At 73.1% G+C, this 18,953-nt stretch carries 11 protein-coding genes; 10 read left to right on the forward strand and 1 reads right to left on the reverse strand.

The genetic code is table 11. From position 1 onward, the window contains the following. The first annotated feature begins 138 nt into the window (after window positions 1–138). The 10 genes from RUMESO_RS09565 to RUMESO_RS09610 all read left to right on the forward strand — a co-directional run bounded on the left by RUMESO_RS09565 (window position 139) and on the right by RUMESO_RS09610 (window position 17,688). The gene (locus tag RUMESO_RS09565) at window positions 139–5,589 is read left to right on the forward strand and encodes an alpha-2-macroglobulin family protein (protein WP_037279914.1); all 5,451 of its coding nucleotides are present in this window, start codon (window positions 139–141) and stop codon (window positions 5,587–5,589) included. Continuing rightward, on the forward strand, window positions 5,586–7,631 hold the full coding sequence (pbpC, locus tag RUMESO_RS09570) for a penicillin-binding protein 1C (protein ID WP_037279916.1): 2,046 nt from the start codon (window positions 5,586–5,588) through the stop codon (window positions 7,629–7,631). The genes RUMESO_RS09565 and pbpC overlap by 4 nt, the downstream gene beginning before the upstream one ends. 189 nt (window positions 7,632–7,820) lie before the next feature. Then, on the forward strand, window positions 7,821–8,798 hold the full coding sequence (locus RUMESO_RS09575) for a cation diffusion facilitator family transporter (protein WP_037279918.1): 978 nt from the start codon (window positions 7,821–7,823) through the stop codon (window positions 8,796–8,798). Between the two features lie 65 nt (window positions 8,799–8,863). Continuing rightward, the gene (locus tag RUMESO_RS09580) at window positions 8,864–9,868 is read left to right on the forward strand and encodes a cytochrome c oxidase subunit II (protein ID WP_051521182.1); all 1,005 of its coding nucleotides are present in this window, start codon (window positions 8,864–8,866) and stop codon (window positions 9,866–9,868) included. An 89-nt stretch (window positions 9,869–9,957) separates the two neighbouring features. Next, window positions 9,958–12,459 carry a cbb3-type cytochrome c oxidase subunit I gene (locus RUMESO_RS09585; protein WP_082483560.1) on the forward strand — a complete coding sequence of 834 codons (2,502 nt, stop codon included), beginning with the start codon at window positions 9,958–9,960 and terminating at the stop codon, window positions 12,457–12,459. Continuing rightward, window positions 12,459–12,860 carry a hypothetical protein gene (locus RUMESO_RS09590; RefSeq protein ID WP_037279921.1) on the forward strand — a complete coding sequence of 134 codons (402 nt, stop codon included), beginning with the start codon at window positions 12,459–12,461 and terminating at the stop codon, window positions 12,858–12,860. The genes RUMESO_RS09585 and RUMESO_RS09590 overlap by 1 nt, the downstream gene beginning before the upstream one ends. After that, window positions 12,857–13,426 (forward strand): cytochrome c oxidase assembly protein, encoded by a 570-nt coding sequence (locus RUMESO_RS09595; protein ID WP_037279922.1) that lies wholly within the window; start codon window positions 12,857–12,859, stop codon window positions 13,424–13,426. Before RUMESO_RS09590 ends, RUMESO_RS09595 begins: the two co-directional genes overlap by 4 nt. After that, the gene (locus RUMESO_RS09600) at window positions 13,423–14,505 is read left to right on the forward strand and encodes a c-type cytochrome (RefSeq protein ID WP_037279923.1); all 1,083 of its coding nucleotides are present in this window, start codon (window positions 13,423–13,425) and stop codon (window positions 14,503–14,505) included. Before RUMESO_RS09595 ends, RUMESO_RS09600 begins: the two co-directional genes overlap by 4 nt. Window positions 14,506–14,584: 79 nt before the next feature. Then, window positions 14,585–17,227, forward strand: a complete 2,643-nt coding sequence (locus RUMESO_RS09605) for a membrane-bound PQQ-dependent dehydrogenase, glucose/quinate/shikimate family (protein WP_082483549.1) — start codon at window positions 14,585–14,587, stop codon at window positions 17,225–17,227. 149 nt (window positions 17,228–17,376) lie between these two features. Beyond that, window positions 17,377–17,688: a lipid-A-disaccharide synthase N-terminal domain-containing protein gene (locus RUMESO_RS09610; protein ID WP_037279924.1), complete on the forward strand. Its 312-nt coding sequence runs from the start codon at window positions 17,377–17,379 to the stop codon at window positions 17,686–17,688. 91 nt (window positions 17,689–17,779) lie between these two features. Here the strand turns inward: RUMESO_RS09610 and RUMESO_RS09615 are convergent. Next, window positions 17,780–18,953: chromosome segregation protein SMC (locus RUMESO_RS09615; RefSeq protein ID WP_037279932.1), on the reverse strand; the 1,174-nt coding region annotated here is incomplete at its 5' end.

The following is an 18,953-nucleotide window of genomic DNA, read 5'->3' on the forward strand; positions in this document are numbered from 1 at the left end:
CCCCTCGCCAGGCCTAGCAGGCAGAGGTTAAGGCCAGGTCAACGGCCCTAGGGGTGGGGATAACCCGACCCTCAGGATCGTGGACAGGAACCGGGCCGTGGTGCGATCCTGCCTCCGCATTTCAGAGGGGGATTCGTCATGCGCCGCCTGATCGCCGCCGGCCTGTTCGCCTTGGCCTCGCCGGCCCTCGCCCAGGACGCCTCCCCGGACGGGGTGCCGGACCGCCGGGTCGCCATCTCGCGCGACGTGGACTTCTACGGATCCGACCTGTCGCAGATGTTCGACGTGACGTTGGACGCCTGCCAGGCGACCTGCCTCGCCGATTCGTCCTGCGTGGCCTTCACCTACAACACGGCGGCCTCCTCCTGCTTCCCCAAGGGCGGCGTGGGCGAGGTGCGGCCCTTCGCGGGGGGCATCTCGGGGCGGGTCCTCGACACCGACGCCGCCGTGCTCGCCGACGCGGCGCAGCGGGTTGCGCAACTGAACTTCCTCCAGTCCTACGACTTCGAGTCGGCCGAGACGCTGGGCCGCGAGATCGGGCGGGAGCATTCGTCGGACGAGAACTCCTCGAACGACCTGATCGCCTGGGCGCGGGACTGGGAATCGCAGGGCGACACGCTCCTCGCGCTCAAGCTCACCGGCGCGGCCATCGCGCTGACGGACGACCCCGGGCTCTGGCGCGACTACGCGCGGCTCGCGCTGCTGGTCCCGACCGACACCGACGAGGGGAGCGCCGCCCGCGCCCGGGCGCTGCCGGCGGCGCTGGCGGCGACGATGCGGGGGCGCGACGCCACCGAGGAGGCGCAGGGCCTCCTGATGCTGGCGCAGGCGCTCGAGGCCGATGGGCGGGGGCAGGAGACCGTGCCGGCGCTGCGGCTGGCCTATCGGCTCGATCCCTCGGCGGAGGTGGAAGCGGCGCTCGACCGGGTGGTTGGGTTCTTCGGCTTCAACGTCTCCGAGAGCCATGTGGACAGCGACGCCGCCGAGCCGCGCGCCTGCGTCCTCTTCAACGAGGGGCTGCGCCAGGGCTTCGACTACGCGCCCTTCGTGCAGTTGCCCTCGGACGCGCTCACGGTTTCCGTGGATGAGGGGCAGCTCTGCGTCGAGGGGCTGACGCATGGCCAGCGCGTCACCGTCACGCTGCGCGAGGGGCTGCCTTCGGCCTCGGGCGAGGCGCTGGCCAAGAGCATCCCGCTCGATTTCTATGTCCGCGACCGCTCGCCCGCCGTGCGGGTGCTGTCGCAGGCCTATGTCCTGCCCAAGGGCGGCCCGGCGGCGATCCCGGTCGAGACGGTGAACCTCGATGAGGTCGCGCTCAGCATCTCGCGCGTGAACGACCGCAACCTGCTGAGGTCGCTCGTGGAGGGGTCGTTCTCGGCGCCGCTCTACGAATGGGACCGCGACTGGTTCGAGAGGAACATCGGCACCCCGGTCTGGGAGGGAACGGTCGAGGTCGCCAGGGGCGCGCTCAACGCCGACGTGACGACGGAGGTGCCGCTGGCCGAGGCGCTGGCGGGGCAGCCCGCCGGGGTCTACATGCTCGCGGCCGGAGTCCCGGGCGAGAACCTGGACGACCGGCCGGCCACGACCCAGTGGTTCGTGCTGTCGGACCTGGGGCTCGCCACGTTCCAGGGGGAGGACGGGCTCACCGTCGCGGTGCGGTCGCTGGCCGATGCCTCGGGGGTCGGGGGCGCGCAGGTGACGCTGCTGTCGCGGTCGAACGGGGAGCTGGGGGTCGCCACGACGGACGCCGACGGGGTCGCGCAGTTCGCGGCCGGCCTCACGCGCGGCGAGGGGGGCGCGGCGCCGGCTCTGGTGACGGTCACGACCGGCGACCCGGAGGCGCCCACGGACATGGCCTTCCTGTCGCTGATGGACCCGGCCTTCGACCTCTCGGACCGGGGCGTCGAGGGACGCGAGGCGGCGGGGCCGATGGACGCGTTCCTGACCACCGACCGGGGCGCCTACCGCGCGGGCGAGACGATCCACGCGACGGCGCTGCTGCGGGACGACAAGGCGCAGGCGGTCGAGGGCGTGCCTCTGACGGCGGTGCTGACCCGCCCCGATGGGGTGGAGTATGCGCGCACGACCTCCACCATCGACGCGGCGGGCGGGCACGTCTTTGCCTTCGACATCGCCGGGAACGCGCCGCGCGGGACGTGGCGGCTCGCCGTCAAGGCGGACCCGGAGGCCGACGAGCCGCTGACCGAGACGCGCCTGCTGGTCGAGGACTTCCTGCCGGAGCGGGTGGACGTGAAGCTGACCGGCCCGGAAGGGGCGGCGCTGAACGGCACGGTTCCCGTGGGCGTGCAGGCGGACTGGCTCTTCGGGGCGCCCGCCGCCGACCTGACGCTGGAGGGCGAGGTGACGCTCTCGGCGGCCGAGGAGGTCGAGGGCTTCGCGGGCTGGACCTGGGGCCTGCACGACGCGCCCTTCGAGACGCGGATGGAGAGCTTCGGCGGGTCGGTGACCGACGCCACGGGAGCGGCGCGGCTCGACGTGGCGCTGCCCTTCGTGGAAGAGGGCGCGACGCAGCCGCTGGAGGCCAGGGTCGCCGTGCGGGCGGTGGAGTCGTCGGGGCGGCCCGTGGAGCGGACGCTGACGGTGCCCGTGGCGCCGGACCGGCCGATCCTGGGGCTCAGGCTGCCGACAGACGTGCGGGAGAGCACCACGGCGCGGATCGAGGTCGTGGGCCTGGGGCCCGACCTCCAGCCCGTGCCGATGCACGTCGCCTGGACGGTGAACCGGCTGGAAACGCGCTACCAGTGGTATTCGCTGGACGGGAGCTGGAGCTGGGAGCCGCAGACGCGCCGGGTCCGGGTGGGCTCGGGCGAGATGGACCTGAACGGGCCTGTGGCCCTGAACGTCCCCGTGGAGTGGGGCGAGTACGAGGTGCTGGTCGAGAGGACGGACGGCGATTACGCGGCGGCATCGGCGACCTTCTACGCAGGCTGGTACGCGCCGGTCGCGGCCGAGGAGTCGCCCGACCGGCTGGAGGTCTCGCTCGATGCCGAGGCCTACCGGCCCGGCGACACCGCGACGCTGCGGATCGTCTCGGAGGGCATGGGCACGGCGCTAGTGTCGGTCCTGTCGAACCGAGTCGTGGCGATGCAGGCGGTCGCGGTGCAGCCGGGCGAGACCACGGTGCAGCTTCCCGTCACCGACGAGTGGGGCACGGGGGCCTATGTCGCGGCCCATCTGCTGCGGCCCGTGGACGGCCGCGCGACGGGGGACGCCCGGTCGCCCACCCGCGCGCTGGGCCTTGCCTATGCCGAGGTGGACCCCGGCGACCGGCATCTCTCGGTGGGCATCGACGCACCGGACGAGGTGCGCCCGCGCGGGCCGCTCGCCGTCGGACTGCAGGTGAACGGCGTCGCGGCGGGCGAGCAGGCCTATGTCACGCTCGCGGCGGTGGACGTGGGCATCCTGAACCTCACGGGCTTCGAGAGCCCCGATCCGGCGGGCCACTACTTCGGCCAGCGCCGCCTCGGGGTGGAGCTGCGCGACCTCTACGGCCGGCTGATCGAGCCGGGCGGCGGGGCCATGGGCATCCTGCGCGAGGGCGGCGACGCCGGCGGCATGGGGATGCGGTCGCCCCCGCCGACGGAGCAGCTCCTCGCCTATTTCGAGGGGCCGGTGACGGTGGACGGCCAGGGCCATGCCGAGGTCTCCTTCGACCTCCCCGCCTTCAACGGCACCGTGCGGCTCATGGCGGTCGCATGGTCGCCCCGGGGCGTGGGCTCGGCCGAGGACGAGGTGATCGTGCGCGACCCGGTGGTGCTGACGGCCTCCCTTCCCCGCGTCCTGTCGCCCGGGGACGAGAGCCGCCTGCGCGTGGACCTCACGGAGACCGAGGGCACGGGCGGCACCTACAAGGTCGAGGTCCTGACCTCCGAAGGCCTCCAGATCCCGATGACGCGCGAGGTGCCGCTGGTGGACCTCGCGGCCAAGGGGACGTGGCGGCGCGACTACCGGCTGACGGCCTCCGAGGCCGGAACGCAGGATGTCACCGTCCGCATCACCACCCCCTCGGGCGAGGTGCTGGATCGCACCTACACCCTCGCCGTCGCCGCCCGCGACCCGCTCGTGGCCCAGACGCATCGCTTCACGCTGGAGCCGTCGCAGACCTTCACCTTCGACCACACCGTGCTGTCGGGCTTCGCGCCCGGCACGGGCGAGGCCTCGCTGTCGGTCGGCCCGCTCGCGCGGCTCAACGTGGCGGGGCTGCTGACCTCGCTCGACCGCGTGCCCTACGGCTGCACCGAGCAGGTGACGTCGCAGGCGATGCCGCTCCTCTACCTGTCGGATGTGGCCCGGGCGCTGGAGATCGCGCCCGCCGCTGACCTCGACAAGAAGGTGGACGATGCCATCACCCTGGTCCTCGCCAACCAGGACTCGAGCGGCGCCTTCGGGCTCTGGGGACCCACCTCCGGCGACCTCTGGCTCGACGCCTATGTCACCGACTTCCTGAGCCGCGCGCGGGCTCAGGGTCACGAGGTCCCCGACGCGGCCTGGGAATCGGCGATCAACAACCTCAAGAACCAGGTCGCCTACTATGGCGACTTCGAGCAGGGCGGCCAGGACCTCGCCTACGCGCTCCTCGTGCTGGCGCGGGAGGGCAAGGCGCTGGTGGGCGACCTCCGCTACTACGCCGACGCCAAGGCCGACCAGTTCGCCACCCCGCTCGCCGTGGCGCAGCTCGGCGCGGCGTTGGCGGCCTACGGGGATCAGCCGCGCGCGGACCGGCTCTTCGCGCAGGCCGGGCAGATGCTGGACGCCACCCCGCCTGACCCGCTCCAGTCCATCTGGCGCGCCGACTACGGGACCCAGCGGCGCGACCAGGCCGCCGTCCTGACCCTCGCCGCCGAGGCGGGGAGCACGGCGGTCAACCTGGATCGCCTCTCCTCCGAGGTGGGGGCGAGCGTGAACCAGCCCGCCTCGACGCAGGAGTCGGTGTGGACCCTGCTCGCCGCCCACGCGCTGTCGCAGGACGCAGGAGAATCCGGCATCACCGTGAACGGCGTCGCCCCCACCGGTCCCGTCGCCGCCCATGTGGACGGCAACGAGGAGCCGCTGCGGATCGCCAACACCGGCGACCGCGACGTGGACCTGACCGTGACCGCGCTCGGCGTCCCCGAGGTGCCGGGTCCGGCGGGCGGCACCGGCTGGGCGATCGACCGGACCTACTACACCATGGAGGGCGAGCCCGCCTCGCCCGGCAGCGTGGCGGTGGGGACGCGGCTCGTCGCGGTGCTGAAGGTCACGCCGATGGGCTTCCAGGCGGCGCGGCTGATGGTGAACGACCCGCTGCCCGGCGGGTTCGAGATCGACAACCCGGACCTCCTCTCGGGCGGGGACACCGGCGCTCTCTCCTGGCTCACCGCGATCCAGCCCGCCAACGCCGAGGCGCGGGACGACCGCTTCCTCGCGGCGGTGGACTGGGAGTCGCAGGACCCGTTCCAGGTGGCCTACGTGGTCCGCGCCGTGACGCCGGGCCGCTATCACCACCCGGCGGCGTCCGTGGAGGACATGTACCGCCCCGCCATGCGGGCGCAGGGCGCGACGGGCGAGGTCACGGTCCAGCCGTGAGACGGGGCGCGCTCGCCCTTTTCGCCCTGGCGCTGGCCCTCTTCGGGCTGGCGGCAGGGCGCGACGCCTTCGACGCCTGGGTCGACGCGACGGTCCTGCCGCCGCTCGTGGCCGCCCAGTCGCCCGAGGTGCTGGACCGCGATGGGCGGCTCCTCCGGGCCTACACGGTCGCGGACGGGCGATGGCGGATGGGCGTGTCGCTGGATGCCATCGACCCGGGCTACGTGGATATGCTCGTCCGCTACGAGGACAAGCGCTTCTGGCAGCACGACGGCGTGGACTGGCGGGCCATGGGCCGCGCGGCGGTGCAAGCGGTGCGGTCGGGGGGCGTGGTCTCGGGGGGCTCGACGCTGACCATGCAGGTGGCGCGGGTGCTGGAGGACAGCGGGACCGGGCGCTGGGCCGGCAAGCTGCGACAGATTCGCGTCGCGCTGGCGCTGGAACGACGGCTCTCCAAGGAACGCATCCTGGAGCTCTATCTCGAACGGGCCCCGTTCGGCGGCAACCTCGAAGGCGTTCGCGCCGCCTCGCTCGCCTGGTTCGGCAAGCCGCCCTCGCGCCTTACTCCCGCCGAAGCCGCGCTGCTCGTCGCGATCCCACAGGCGCCCGAGGCGCGCCGCCCCGACCGCCACCCGGACGCCGCCCACGCCGCCCGCGACCGCGTCCTCGCCCGCATGGCCCGCGACGGGGTGCTCGATGCCGAGGAGGCGCAGGCCGCGCTGACCGAGCCCGTGCCTGCCGCCCGCCTCCCCTTCCCGATGCTCGCCGCCCACCTCGCCGACCGCGCTCGGGCCGAGACGCCGCTGGCGCCGGTCATCTCGCTCACGCTTGACGCCGTGCTGCAGGCGCGGCTGGAGCGGCTCGCGGCGGGGGCGGTGCGGGACGGGAGCGAGCGGCTGCAGGTCGCGATCCTCGTCGCCGACCACCAGACGGGGGAGATCCTCGCCTCGGTCGGCTCCTCGCGGTTCACCGACGACGCCCGGCGCGGCTTCCTCGACATGACCGAGGCGCGGCGCTCGCCCGGATCGACGCTGAAGCCGCTGATCTATGGGCTGGGCTTCGACCGGGGGCTCCTGCATCCCGAGACGCTGATCGCCGACCGGCCCACGGATTTCGGCGGCTGGCGGCCCCGGAACTTCGACGGGATGTTCCGGGGCGAGGTGCGGGTGCGGCAGGCGCTGCAGATGTCGCTCAACATCCCCGCCGTGAAGGTGCTGGACGCGCTCGGCCCCGCTCACCTGATGGCGGGGCTGCGGACCGCCGGGGCCTCTCCGGAACTCCCGCAAGGGAGCGCCGGGACCCCGGGCCTAGCCATCGCGCTGGGCGGCGTGGGGCTGAGCTTGCGCGACGTGACCGCCGTCTACGCGGCGATCGCGAACGGCGGCGAGTCGGTGGACCTCCGGGCCCTGCCCGAGCCGACCCCCGATTTCGCCCCCCGCCGCGTCCTGGGCGAGGTCGCCGCCTGGGAGGTCGCCGACATCCTGCGCGACACCCCGCGCCCCTGGGGCGTGCGCGGCGAGGGGATCGCCTTCAAGACCGGCACCTCCTACGGGCACCGGGACGCCTGGGCCATGGGCTTCGACGGGCGGCACGTCGTGGGCGTCTGGATGGGCCGCGCGGACGGGACGCCCGTGCCGGGGGCCTTCGGGGCGGACCTCGCGGCGCCCATCCTCTTCGCGGCCTTCGAGCGTCTTGGCCCCGTCACCCCCCTCCCCCCGCCCCCGCCCGCGACCCTGATCGTCGGCAACGAGGCCCTGCCCGCGCCGCTCCGGCGCTTTCGCGGCGACGAGGTCCCGGACGCGGGCGGCCCCGCCCTCGCCTTCCCGCCGGACGGGGCGACCGTCGAGGGCGAGGCGCTGACCGCCCGCGTCACGGACGGCACGCCGCCCTTCACCTGGCTCGCCAACGGCCGCCCGGTCGCCACCTCGCGTCAGCGGGAGCTGCCCTTCGAGGAACTGGGCCCGGGCTTCTCCCGCATCACCGTGATCGACGCCGAGGGCCGCTCGGCCTCCGCCGGGTTCGAGCTTCGCGCGCCGGGGTGAGGAACCCGACGGGCCCCGCAGCCGTCTCCCGTAGAGCAGGCTTCAGCCCGCCGTCCTTCACCCGAAAGGGGAGCGCCGACCTCGCATGGCGGGCTGAAGCCCGCCCTACGCCAGATGCGACCGCGGGCGGTTGCGGTCGCCGCCGGATCGGAGCACGACAGGCCAGGACCCGACGGAGGACCGCCCCGCATGAGCGCCCATCCCCACGACCACGCGCCGCACGCCCACGGGACGCCGGACCACGTGGCCCCGGCGCAGGAGGACGGTCACGCAGGCCACGACCACGGGCACATGACGATGCGCCACGCCCACGCCCACGACCACCACGGCGACGAGCGGCGGCTTCTCCTCGCCCTCCTCCTCACCGGCGGCTTCATGGTGGCCGAGGCGGTCGCGGGCGTGCTCTCCGGGTCGCTCGCACTTCTCGCCGACGCGGGGCACATGCTGACCGACTCCGCCGCCCTCGCGCTGTCCTGGTGGGCCGCGCGGGTGGCCAAGCGGCCCGCGACCCCGGAACGGTCCTTCGGGCACCACCGCTTCCAGGTCCTCGCCGCCCTCGTGAACGGCTCGGCGCTGATCGTCGTCGCCCTCTGGATCGTGGTCGAGGCGGTCCGCCGCCTCGCCGAGCCCGTCGAGGTCCTGGGCGGCACCATGCTCGCCGTCGCGGTCCTCGGCCTCCTCGTCAACGCCGGGGCCTTCGGGCTCCTCCACGGCGGCTCGCAGGAGAACCTCAACATCCGGGGCGCGGTGCTGCACGTGCTGGGCGACATGCTGGGCTCGGTCGGCGCCATCGTCGCGGCCGGGGTGATCCTCGCGACCGGCTGGACGCCCATCGACCCCCTCCTGTCCGTCCTCGTGGCCGTCCTGATCCTGCGGAGCGCCTGGGTCCTCGCCGGGCAGGCCTGGCACATCCTGATGGAAGGCACGCCCGAGGGCTTCGACCCCAAGGCCATATCGGCCGACCTCGTGGAGAACGTGCCGGGCGTCGTGCAGGTGGACCACGTCCACCTCTGGTCGTTGACGCCCGAGCGCCCCCTCGTCACCCTCGACGCCCGCATCACGCCCGGCACCGACCACGAGTCGGCGCTGCACGCCCTGCGCGAGAGGCTCGTCCAGGCCCACGGCCTCCGCCACGCCACCATCGAGGTCAGCCGCCGGGAGGCCTGACCTCCCCTTTCCGCGCCCTCACGCCGGTCTAGCTCGCATCCCCAACGGGCCATGCGAGAGACGGAATGCAACGCCGAGCCGGAACGACCACCCTGGCCGCTCCCGTCCGGCGAGTTGCGCCGCTCGCGCTGATCCTTCTCGCCGCCTGCGACGGCCCGCAATCCGCCCTCTCCCCCGGCGGCGAGGACGCGATCCAGCTCGGCTGGCTGTTCTGGGTCATGCTGGCGGGCTCGGTCGTCCTCTGGCTCTTCATCAACGGCCTGTTCTTCCTCGTCACCCGCCGCCACCCCCACCCGATGTCCCGCAAGCTCGCCGAGGGGACCATCGTCGCGGGCGGCATCGGCCTGCCGCTGGTCGTGCTGACCTCGCTCCTTGCCTATGGCCTCTCGATCATGCCCCACCAGCGCGAGCCCGGCGACGGCCTGCGCCTGCGCGTGACCGGCGAGGAGTGGTGGTGGCGCGTGGAATACTGGCCCGAGGGCGCCACCGAGCCCGTCGTCTCGGCCAACGAGGTGCGCCTTCCCGTGGGCCAGCGCAGCGACCTGGAGCTTCATGCGGCCGACGTGATCCACTCCTTCTGGCTCCCCGGCATCGCGGGCAAGACCGACATGATCCCGGGCCGCGTCAACCACATTTCCATGGAGCCCGTGGAGGCCGGCACCTTCCGCGGCCAATGCGCCGAGTTCTGCGGGCTCTCCCACGCCCTCATGGCCTTCCAGGCGGTCACGATGGAGCCCGCCGACTTCGACGGCTGGCTCGCCGCCGAGGCGGAGGGCATCTCGGAGAACGCCCGGCAGGCCGAGGGCCACGCCATCTTCCAGGAGCAGGGGTGCGGCGCCTGCCACGCGCTCCGGGGCACCGAGGCGCGGGGCGAGGTCGGCCCCGACCTCACCCATGTCGGCGGGCGCGGAACGCTGGCGGCCGGCGTCCTCCCCATGACCGCCGAGGCGCTGGCCGACTGGATCGCCCACCCCGAGGCGTTCAAGCCCGGCGTGGAGATGCCCGGCTACAACCACATGGACGAGGCGGAGCTCCTGACGCTTGCCACCTGGCTGGAGGGCCTCAAGTGACCACCGCCGATCCCCCCCGCCTCGGGTCTGCGCCCGCCGACCTCTACGAGGCCCCGGCCCCCTCCGGTCCCTACCCGCCGACCGAGGAGATGCTGGCCGAGCCCGTGAAGCCGAAGCTCCGGGGCGCGCAGGAGGACCGTCTGCGGAAGGTGTGGGAAGGGCCCAAGGGCTGGCGCATCCTGTCCGACGTCAACAACCAGACCGTCGGCGTCTGGTATTCGGCCACCTGCTTCGCCTTCATGCTGGGCGCGGGCGTCCTCGCGCTCCTGATGCGCGTCCAGCTCGCGGTGCCCGACAACGACTTCCTCTCGGCCGGCACCTACAACCAGTTCTACACCATGCACGGCTCGGCGATGATGTTCCTCTTCGCCGTGCCGATGTTCGAGGCGGTCTCGATCCTCCTCCTCCCCGCCTTCCTGTCGGCCCGCGACCTCCCCTTCCCGCGCCTCTCCGCCTTCGGCTACTGGAGCTTCCTCGTGGGCGGCGTCTTCGTCCTGGGCTCCATCCTCTTCGGCGTCGGCCCGCAGTCCGGCTGGTTCATGTATCCCCCCGTCTCCATGCAGGAGGAGGGGATGGGCCCGGACATCTGGCTCCTGGGCCTGTCCTTCATCGAGGTCGCCTCCATCGCCGCCGCCGTGGAGCTGATCGTCGGCGTCCTGAAGTGCCGCCCGCCCGGGATGCGCGTGAACCTGATGCCGCTCTACGCCTGGTACGTGCTGGTCGTGGGCGGGATGATCCTCTTCGCCTTCCCGCCGCTCATCGCCGGGGATTTCCTGTTCGAGCTGGAGCGCGCCCTCGGCTGGCCCTTCTTCAACCCCGAGAAGGGCGGCGACCCCCTGCTCTGGCAGCACCTCTTCTGGATCTTCGGCCACCCGGAGGTCTACATCATCTTCCTCCCCTCGATCGCGCTCACCGCCATGGTGGTGCCGACCTTCGCGCGCCATCCCATCGTGGGCTATTCGTGGATCGTCCTCTCCGCCGTGGGCACGGGGTTCCTGAGCTTCGGGCTCTGGGTCCACCACATGTTCGCCACGGGCCTGCCGACGATGTCGCTCGGCTTCTTCTCGGCGGCCTCCGAGGCGGTGGTGATCCCCACGGGCATCCAGCTCTTCGCCTTCGTGGCGACGCTCATGGTGGGGCGGGTGAAGATGGGCCTGCCGATGCTCTGGATCGCGGGCTCGCTCGCCATCTTCACGGCGGGCGGGCTCACCGGAGTCATGGTCGCCGTCGCCCCCTTCGACTGGGTGGTGCACGACACCTACTTCGTCGTGGCGCACCTCCACTACACGCTCTTCGGCGGCTTCGTCTTCCCGGTCATCGCGGGCGTCTACTACTTCGCCCCCGTCGTCACCGGCAAGATGCTGAGCGAGCGCCTGGGCCGCTGGGCCTTCTGGCTCAGCTTCGCAGGCTTCAACATCACCTTCCTGCCGATGCACCTGACGGGCCTGGTCGGGATGCCACGCCGGGTCTTCACCTACCCCGGAGGGCTGGGCTGGGACTGGCTCAACATGCTCTCGACCGTGGGCGCCTTCGTCATCGCGGCGGGCTTCGCCGTCCTCGCCTGGGACCTGATCCGCCCCAAGTCCAAGGAGCCCAAGGCCCCCCGCAACCCCTGGGAGGCCGGCACCCTCGAATGGTCCGCCGACCCGGACGAAAGCTGGGGCGCGCGCTCCGTTCCCTACGTCACATCGCGCTACCCGCTCTGGGACCAGGACGAGTTCGTCGAGCGCGCGAACGCCGGCCAGGGCTACATCCCCGACGCCCCCGAGATGCGGCGCGAGACGCTCATCACCTCGGTCATCGACGCGCGCCCGATCCAGGTCCTGCGCGTGGCCGAGCCGACCTGGATCACCCTCGTCGCCGCGTTCTTCACGGCGGGGGCCTTCATCCTGCCGGTGTTCCACCTCTACACCCTGGCGGGCGTCTCCGGCGCCCTCGCCATCGCCACCGTCGTCGTCTGGCTCTACCGCTCGGCCCGCGATCACCCCGAGGCGGAAACGAAGGACGCAGGGTTGGGCCTGCGCCTTCCCCTCTACGTCTCCGGCCCGGCGGCGGTGGGGTGGTGGGGGATGTGGATCACCATGCTGGGCGACTCCACGGCCTTCGCGAGCCTCGTCTTCGGCGTCTTCTTCTACTGGACCGCCCGCCCCGACTTCCCGCCCGAAGGCGCCGTCCACGCCGACCTCCCCCTCGCGCTCGCCTCTCTGGCCCTGATCGCCGTCGCCTGGGCGCTGACCCTCGGCGCCCGGATGCTGAACACGCGCGGGCGTCCCTGGCTCGCCACGCTCTGCCACGCCATCGGCCCGGTCCTCACGCTCGCCGGGGGCGCGGCGCTGGTCCTCGCCGTCCGGGACCTCGATCCCACCACCCACGTCTATCCCGCGATCATGTGGGCGCTCGTGGTCTGGACCACGGCGCATCTCGGCGTCGGCGTCCTGATGCAGCTCTTCTGCCTCTTCGGCCTGCTCACCGCCGACTTCGGCCCGCGCCACGACGCGCCGCTCTGGAACGTCGCGCTCTTCTGGCACTTCCTGGGCCTCACGGCGTTGGTCACCGTGGCCTGCGTGGCCCTCCTGCCGAGGCTCCTGTGATGTCCGACGAACACCCCGCCGGCGGAGAGGAGGAGTTCCGCGAGGAGGAGGCGAGCCTCGTCCGCATCACGCTCGGCCCCGTGGTGTGGATGGCCCACTTCATCGTCAGCTACGCCGCGACCGCCGTCGTCTGCGCCAAGCTTTCCACCGACGAGCTCGTCTGGCTCCGCATGGGCATCGCCGCGGCCACGCTCCTCGCGCTCGGCACCATCGCCTGGCTCGGCCGCCGGTCCTGGCGCCAGTGGCGTCACGGCAACGAGGACATCTGGGAGGACCCCGCCGCCACCAGCGAGGACCGCCACCAGTTCCTGGGCCACGCGGCCCTCCTTCTCGCGGTGATCTCCTTCATCGGGGTGATCTACACCGCCCTCCCCGCCCTCTTCGCGGCGACCTGCCGATGAGGCGCTGGGCCGCCCTCCTCGCCGCGCTCGCGCTGGCCCTCGCCTGGGCCGCGCCGCTCGGCGCCTGGCTCGCCCCCTTCCCGGCCCACATGCTCTCGCACATGACGCTCGTCGCGGTCGCCGCGCCGCTCCTGGTCCTGGCCTTCCCCGCCCAGTTCGACCGCCTCCATGTCCCTGCCCTCGCCGGGGCCGTCGCGGAGTTCCTGATCGTCTGGGGCTGGCACCTCCCCGCCCTCCACGGCGCGGCGCGCCTCCAGACGTCCTGGCACCTCGCCGAGCAGGCGCTCTTCCTCCTGGGCGGCCTCGCCGTCTGGGCCGGAGCCCTCCGCGCCCACGAGCCCCTCGCCGGCGCGGGCGCCCTCCTCCTCACCTCCATGCACATGACGTTCCTCGGCGCGCTCCTCGTCCTCTCGAACGCGGACCTCTACGCCGCCTTCTGCGGCACGCCGCCCGACCTCTTCGGCCAGCGGCTCGGCGGCCTCCTGATGCTCGGCATCGGCACGCCCATCTACCTCCTCGCGGGCCTCTGGCTCACCGGCCTCTCCCTGCGCGAGAGGGCCGCATGAGCCCCGTCCTCAGGACCCTCGCCACCCTCGCGCTGCTGGGCGCCGCCGGCGGAGGGGCGGTCGTGGGCTTCGGTCTCTACGACGTCTCCGCCCGCGCGGGCCACTGGCCGATCACCGCCTGGGTGCTCCACACGACCTTCCGGAACGCCGTGGAGCTCCGCGCGCCCGCGCCGTCGCAGGTCCCCGAGCTGACCGACGACCTCCTGCGCCTCGGCATCCGCCACTTCGACGGCGCCTGCCGGATGTGCCACGCCGCCCCCGGCGAGGAGCGCCCCGCCACGATCCGAGCCATGGAGCCCGAGCCGCCGCACATCGCCGAGGCCGTGGTCGGCTGGGCCCCGAACGAGCTCGGCTGGATCGTCCGGGAGGGCGTCAAGATGAGCGGGATGCCCGGCTGGCCCGCCGCCCGCGACGACGAGCCCTGGGCCGTGGTCGCCTTCCTCGCCCGCGTCCGCGAGATGGACGCCGCGACCTACCGGGAGCTGACCGACCCGCCGCAGGTCCCCGAGGGCGCCCCGCCCCATCTCGGCTTCTGCGCGGGCTGCCACGGGGTCGACGGCCGCTCCGGCAACCCGCACATCCCCCGCCTCGACCTCCAGTCCAAGGGCTACCTGAACCTTGCGCTCCGCACCTACCGCGAGGAAACGCGCGAGAGCGGCATCATGGCCCAGGCCGCGAGCGCCGTTCCCGAAGAGGCCCTGCCCGCCCTCGCCGAATGGTTCGCCGAGCAAGCCCCCGCGCCTGGGGGACAGCCGACAGACCCCGCGCTCGCCTCGCGGGGGGAGGCGCTGGCGAAGGCCCGCGCGGAGGACCCCGAGGTCCCCGCCTGCGTCGCCTGCCACGGGCCCGAGCCCGATCCCTCGATCCCCGGCGGCCCCGGCCCGGAGATCGCCGGCCAGTACGAGACCTACCTCGCCACCCAGCTTCGCCTCTGGCGCGAGGGCACCCGCGGCGGTGGCCCGAGGGCCGAGCTCATGGCCCAGGCGGCAAGGCACCTCGACGACGACGACATCGCCGCGCTGGCCGCTTGGTATGCCTCCCTCGGCCCGGCGCCCCGGCCGAGCGATCCGACAAGATAGGGAACCACTCGGTTCGATAGCTGGTTTTCCGGTCAAGGCGACGACGACGCCGGCATAGGCGCCAACGATGGAGGCCGCCATGACGGAGGTGCGCTACCGCAGCGTGACGGAGGTCCGATACGGCGACCGCGACGCCACGCGTCCGGTTCCGGCGCCCCGGTCCCGCCATCCCTGGGGCCGATGGCTCGTGCAGGCGCTGGGCGTGATCCTCGCGCTGATCGGCCTCGTGCTCGCGGTGGGTGGGGCCTGGCTGGTCGCGCTGGGCGGCTCCTGGTACTACCTCCTCGCCGGCCTCGGCCTGATCCTTTCGGGCGCGCTCCTCCTCATGCTGCGGATGACGGGCGTCTGGGCCTACCTTCTGGTCTACGTGGCGACCTGGGCCTGGGCGATCTGGGAGGTCGGCGGATGGGACGGCTGGCCCCTCGTCCCTCGCGTGGTGGCGCCGACCGTGCTCCTGATCCTCGTCCTGCTGGCGATCCCCGTGCTCAGCCGGTCCCCCCGCCCCTTCGCCCGCTACGGAAGCTACGGAGCGGCGGCCCTGGCGGCCCTCGCGCTGGGCCTCGCCGCCGACGGCCTCCTGCGCCCGCAGCCCGTCCTCGCCCAGCAGGGCGCCGCCACGCCCGAGCCCGGCCCCGCCGTCGAGCCCGCGCCCGAAGCGACGGCACCCGCGCCGACCACCCCGCCCGCACCGGACGATGCCACGGCCACGCCGCCCGCCGCCGGGACCGCCACGGGAGCCCAGGCCACGGAAGCGCCGCCGCCTCCGGCCATCCCCGTCGAGGCCTCCGAGGACTGGCCCACCTATGGCGGCGGCGCGGACGCCACGCGCTACTCGCCGCTCGACCGGATCACACCCGACAACGTCGCCCAGCTCCAGCAGGTCTGGCAGTTCCGCGCCGGCGACATGCCCGATCAGACCAGCGGCGCCGACACGGAGGCAGCGCCCGGCTATGCCGCCGAGACCACGCCGATCAAGGTCGGCGACCATCTCTACCTCTGCTCGGCCAAGAACATCCTCCTCTCGCTCGACGCCGGCACGGGGCGCGAGGAATGGCGACACGATCCCACGATCTCCAACGACGCCATTCCCTACAGCGCCACCTGCCGGGGCGTCGCCTACTACGCGAACCCGCAGGCCGCCCCCGGCGAACCTTGCGCCGCCCGCATCATCGAGGGCACCATCGACGCCCGCCTCCTCGCCGTGGACGCCGCCACCGGCCAGCCCTGCCCCGACTTCGGCCAAGGCGGCCAGGTGAGCCTCCTCGACGGCATCGGCGCCACGGTGCCCGGCTGGTATGCCGTGACCTCCCCGCCCGCCATCGTGCGCGGCGTGATCGTGACCGGCGCGCAGGTCAGCGACAACCAGGCCGAGGACGCGCCCTCCGGCGTGATCCGGGGCTACGACGCGGTCACGGGCGAACTCCGCTGGGCCTGGGACATGGAGAGGCCCGACCTCCACGGCGCCCCGCCCGAGGGCGAGGCCTACTCGCGCGGGACCCCCAACTCCTGGACCACCGCCACGGGCGACGAGGAGCTCGGCTACGTCTACCTGCCGCTCGGCAACTCCTCGGTGGACTACTGGGGCGGCAACCGGACCGAGGCCGAGGACGAGTACTCCTCCTCGGTGGTCGCCATCGACGTGGCCACCGGGCGCGACGTCTGGCACTTCCAGACCGTCCATTACGACGTCTGGGACTACGACCTGGGGAGCCAGCCCTCGCTCGTGGACTTCCCCACCGCGGAGGGCACCGTCCCGGCGCTGATCCTGTCGAGCAAGCAGGGCGAGATCTACGTCCTCGACCGCCGCACCGGCGAGCCGATCTTCGCCCCCGAGGAGCGTCCCGCGCCGCAGGGCGGCGTCGAGCCCGAGCGCCTCTCGCCCACGCAGCCCTTCTCGACCTACCACACGCTGGCCTTCCCGCCGCTGACCGAGCGCCAGATGTGGGGCATGAGCCCCATCGACCAGCTCTGGTGCCGCATCCAGTTCCGCCGCGCCTCCTACGAGGGCGAATACACGCCGCCGACCTCCGACCGGCACTACATCGAATACCCGAGCTACAACGGCGGCTCGGACTGGGGGAGCCTCGCAGTGGACGCCGCCGACGGCATCCTCGTCGCCAACTACAACAACATGGCCAACTTCAACCGCCTGATCCCGCGCGAGGAGGTGCCCCCGGGCGTCGTGCCCGTCAACGTCGCCTCCGCCGATTCCCAGGACGCGCCCTCGGACCTCTCGCCGATGTGGGGCTCGCCCTACGCCATCGACGTGAACGCCGGCTGGCGGGTGAGATGGACCGGGATGCTCTGCACCGAGCCGCCGTATGGCGGCATCCGGGCCATCGACCTCGGGACAGGCGAGACCCTCTGGGACCGGCCCTTGGGCGAGGCCCGGCGCAACGGACCCTGGGGGATCCCCTCGATGCTGCCCGTCACCATCGGCACGCCCAACAACGGAGGGCCGCTCGTCACCGCCGGAGGCCTGATCTTCATCGCCGCGACCACCGACGACATGTTCCGCGCCATCGACCTCCGGACCGGCGAGGTCCTGTGGGAGACCCCCCTTCCCGCCGGCGGACAGGCGACGCCCATGACCTACGAATCGGATGGCCGGCAGTACGTGGTCCTCATGGCGGGCGGCCACCACTTCATGAAGACCCCGATCGGCGACCATGTCCTCGCCTGGGCCCTGCCGCAGCAGCCCGAGGGACAGCCGGCCCCCTAGGCCGATCGCGCCGGCCCCGCCACGGCCCGGCGCCGGTCCTCCCGGTACCGGCTGGACAGCCGCGACACATCGCCCCATGGTCCGCCATCGCCCGTGGCGGCAGGGCAGCCGGACGCCCCCGCCCGGGGGCCGACGCAGCGGAGCCCGAGATGCACCCGATCCTCACCTTCTTCCACGTGGACAGCACGGCCGAGCTCGTCTGGGTCGGGATCGGCTTCCTCGCGCAGGTACTGTTCGGCAGCCGCTTCATCGTCCAGTGGTTCCACTCCGAGAAGGCGGGCGAGTCGGTGATCCCCATCGCCTTCTGGTGGCTGTCGCTGACCGGCGGAGCCCTGATGTTCGCCTACGCCATCTACCGCTGGGACCCGGTCTTCATGCTGGGCCAGGGCCTCGGGCTCTTCGTCTACGTGCGCAACCTGATGCTGATCCGCCGCTCGTCGAACCGCGAGGTCACGGGCTGAACGTAGGGTGCGCGCTCGCACGCACCGCTTGCCGTCATCGAAATGCCAAGACGGAAGCCGGTCGTGGATGGTGCGTTCGACCGCCCGGGCCTCACGCCACCATCGCCTCGGCGGCCCGCAGGTCCACGCTGACGAGCTGGCTCACCCCCCGCTCGGCCATCGTGACCCCGAACAGCCGGTCCATCCGCGACATCGTCACCGCGTGGTGCGTGATGACAAGGAACCGCGTCTCCGTCTCCCGCGCCATCGCGTCGAGCAGATCGCAGAACCGCGTCACGTTGGCGTCGTCGAGAGGCGCGTCCACCTCGTCCAGCACGCAGACCGGCGCGGGCGCCACCAGGAACACCGCGAAGATCAGCGCGAGCGCCGTCAGCGTCTGCTCCCCGCCCGACAGCAGGCTCAGCGTCCCCAGCGTCTTGCCCGGCGGCTGCGCCATGATCTCGACGCCCGCCTCCAGCGGGTCGTCCCCGTCCACCCAGGCGAGCCGCGCCTCGCCACCCCCGAACAGGCTCTTGAACAGCCGCCCGAACTCGGCGTTCACGCGGCCGAAGGCCTCCAGCATCCGCTCCCGCCCCTCGCGGTTCAGGGCCGAGAGCGCCTTCCGCAGCTCCCCCACCGCCGCCGTCAGGTCCTCGGACTCCTTCAGCAGACCGTCCTGCTCCTCGCGTAGCGCCTTGGCGTCCTCCTCGGCCCGCAGGTTCACGGGCCCGATCCCGTCGCGCTTGCGCCGCAGGCTCGCCAGCTCCGAATGCAGCGCCGCCTCGGGCGGCACCTGGGACACGTCGCCCCCGAGCGACTCCAGCAGCTCGCGCGGGCTTTGCCCCCGCTCCTCGCGGATGCGCGCGCCCTCCGCTGCCAGATGCTCCGCCGCCGCCAGCCGAGCCGCCTCGGCCCCCGCCCGCACCTCCCGCGCCTGGGAGGCCGCGCGCTCCGCCCCTCGCTCCGCCTCCTGCGCCGTCCGCAACCCGGCCTCGGCCTCCGAGAGCCGGTCCGCCGCCATCTCGCGCCGGTCCTCGGCGTCGGCCAGCTCCTCCGCGACCTCTGCCGCCCGTTCCGCGATCTCGGCCGGGGCCGCCGCCGCGACGGCGATCTCCTCGGCGAGCCTCAGCCGCCGCTCCGCGAGGTCACGGGCCCGCGCCTCCGCCGCCTCGCGCCGACCGGCCCATAGCCCTTCCTCCCGCGCGATGTCCTGAAGCCGCCGCGCCCGCCCCCCGGCCGCGCGCCGCTGCTCGTCCTCCGCCGCCCGCGCCGCCAGCAAGGCCCGC

The sequence above is a fragment of the Rubellimicrobium mesophilum DSM 19309 genome, from assembly GCF_000600335.2.
Classification (GTDB): Bacteria; Pseudomonadota; Alphaproteobacteria; order Rhodobacterales; family Rhodobacteraceae; genus Rubellimicrobium; species Rubellimicrobium mesophilum.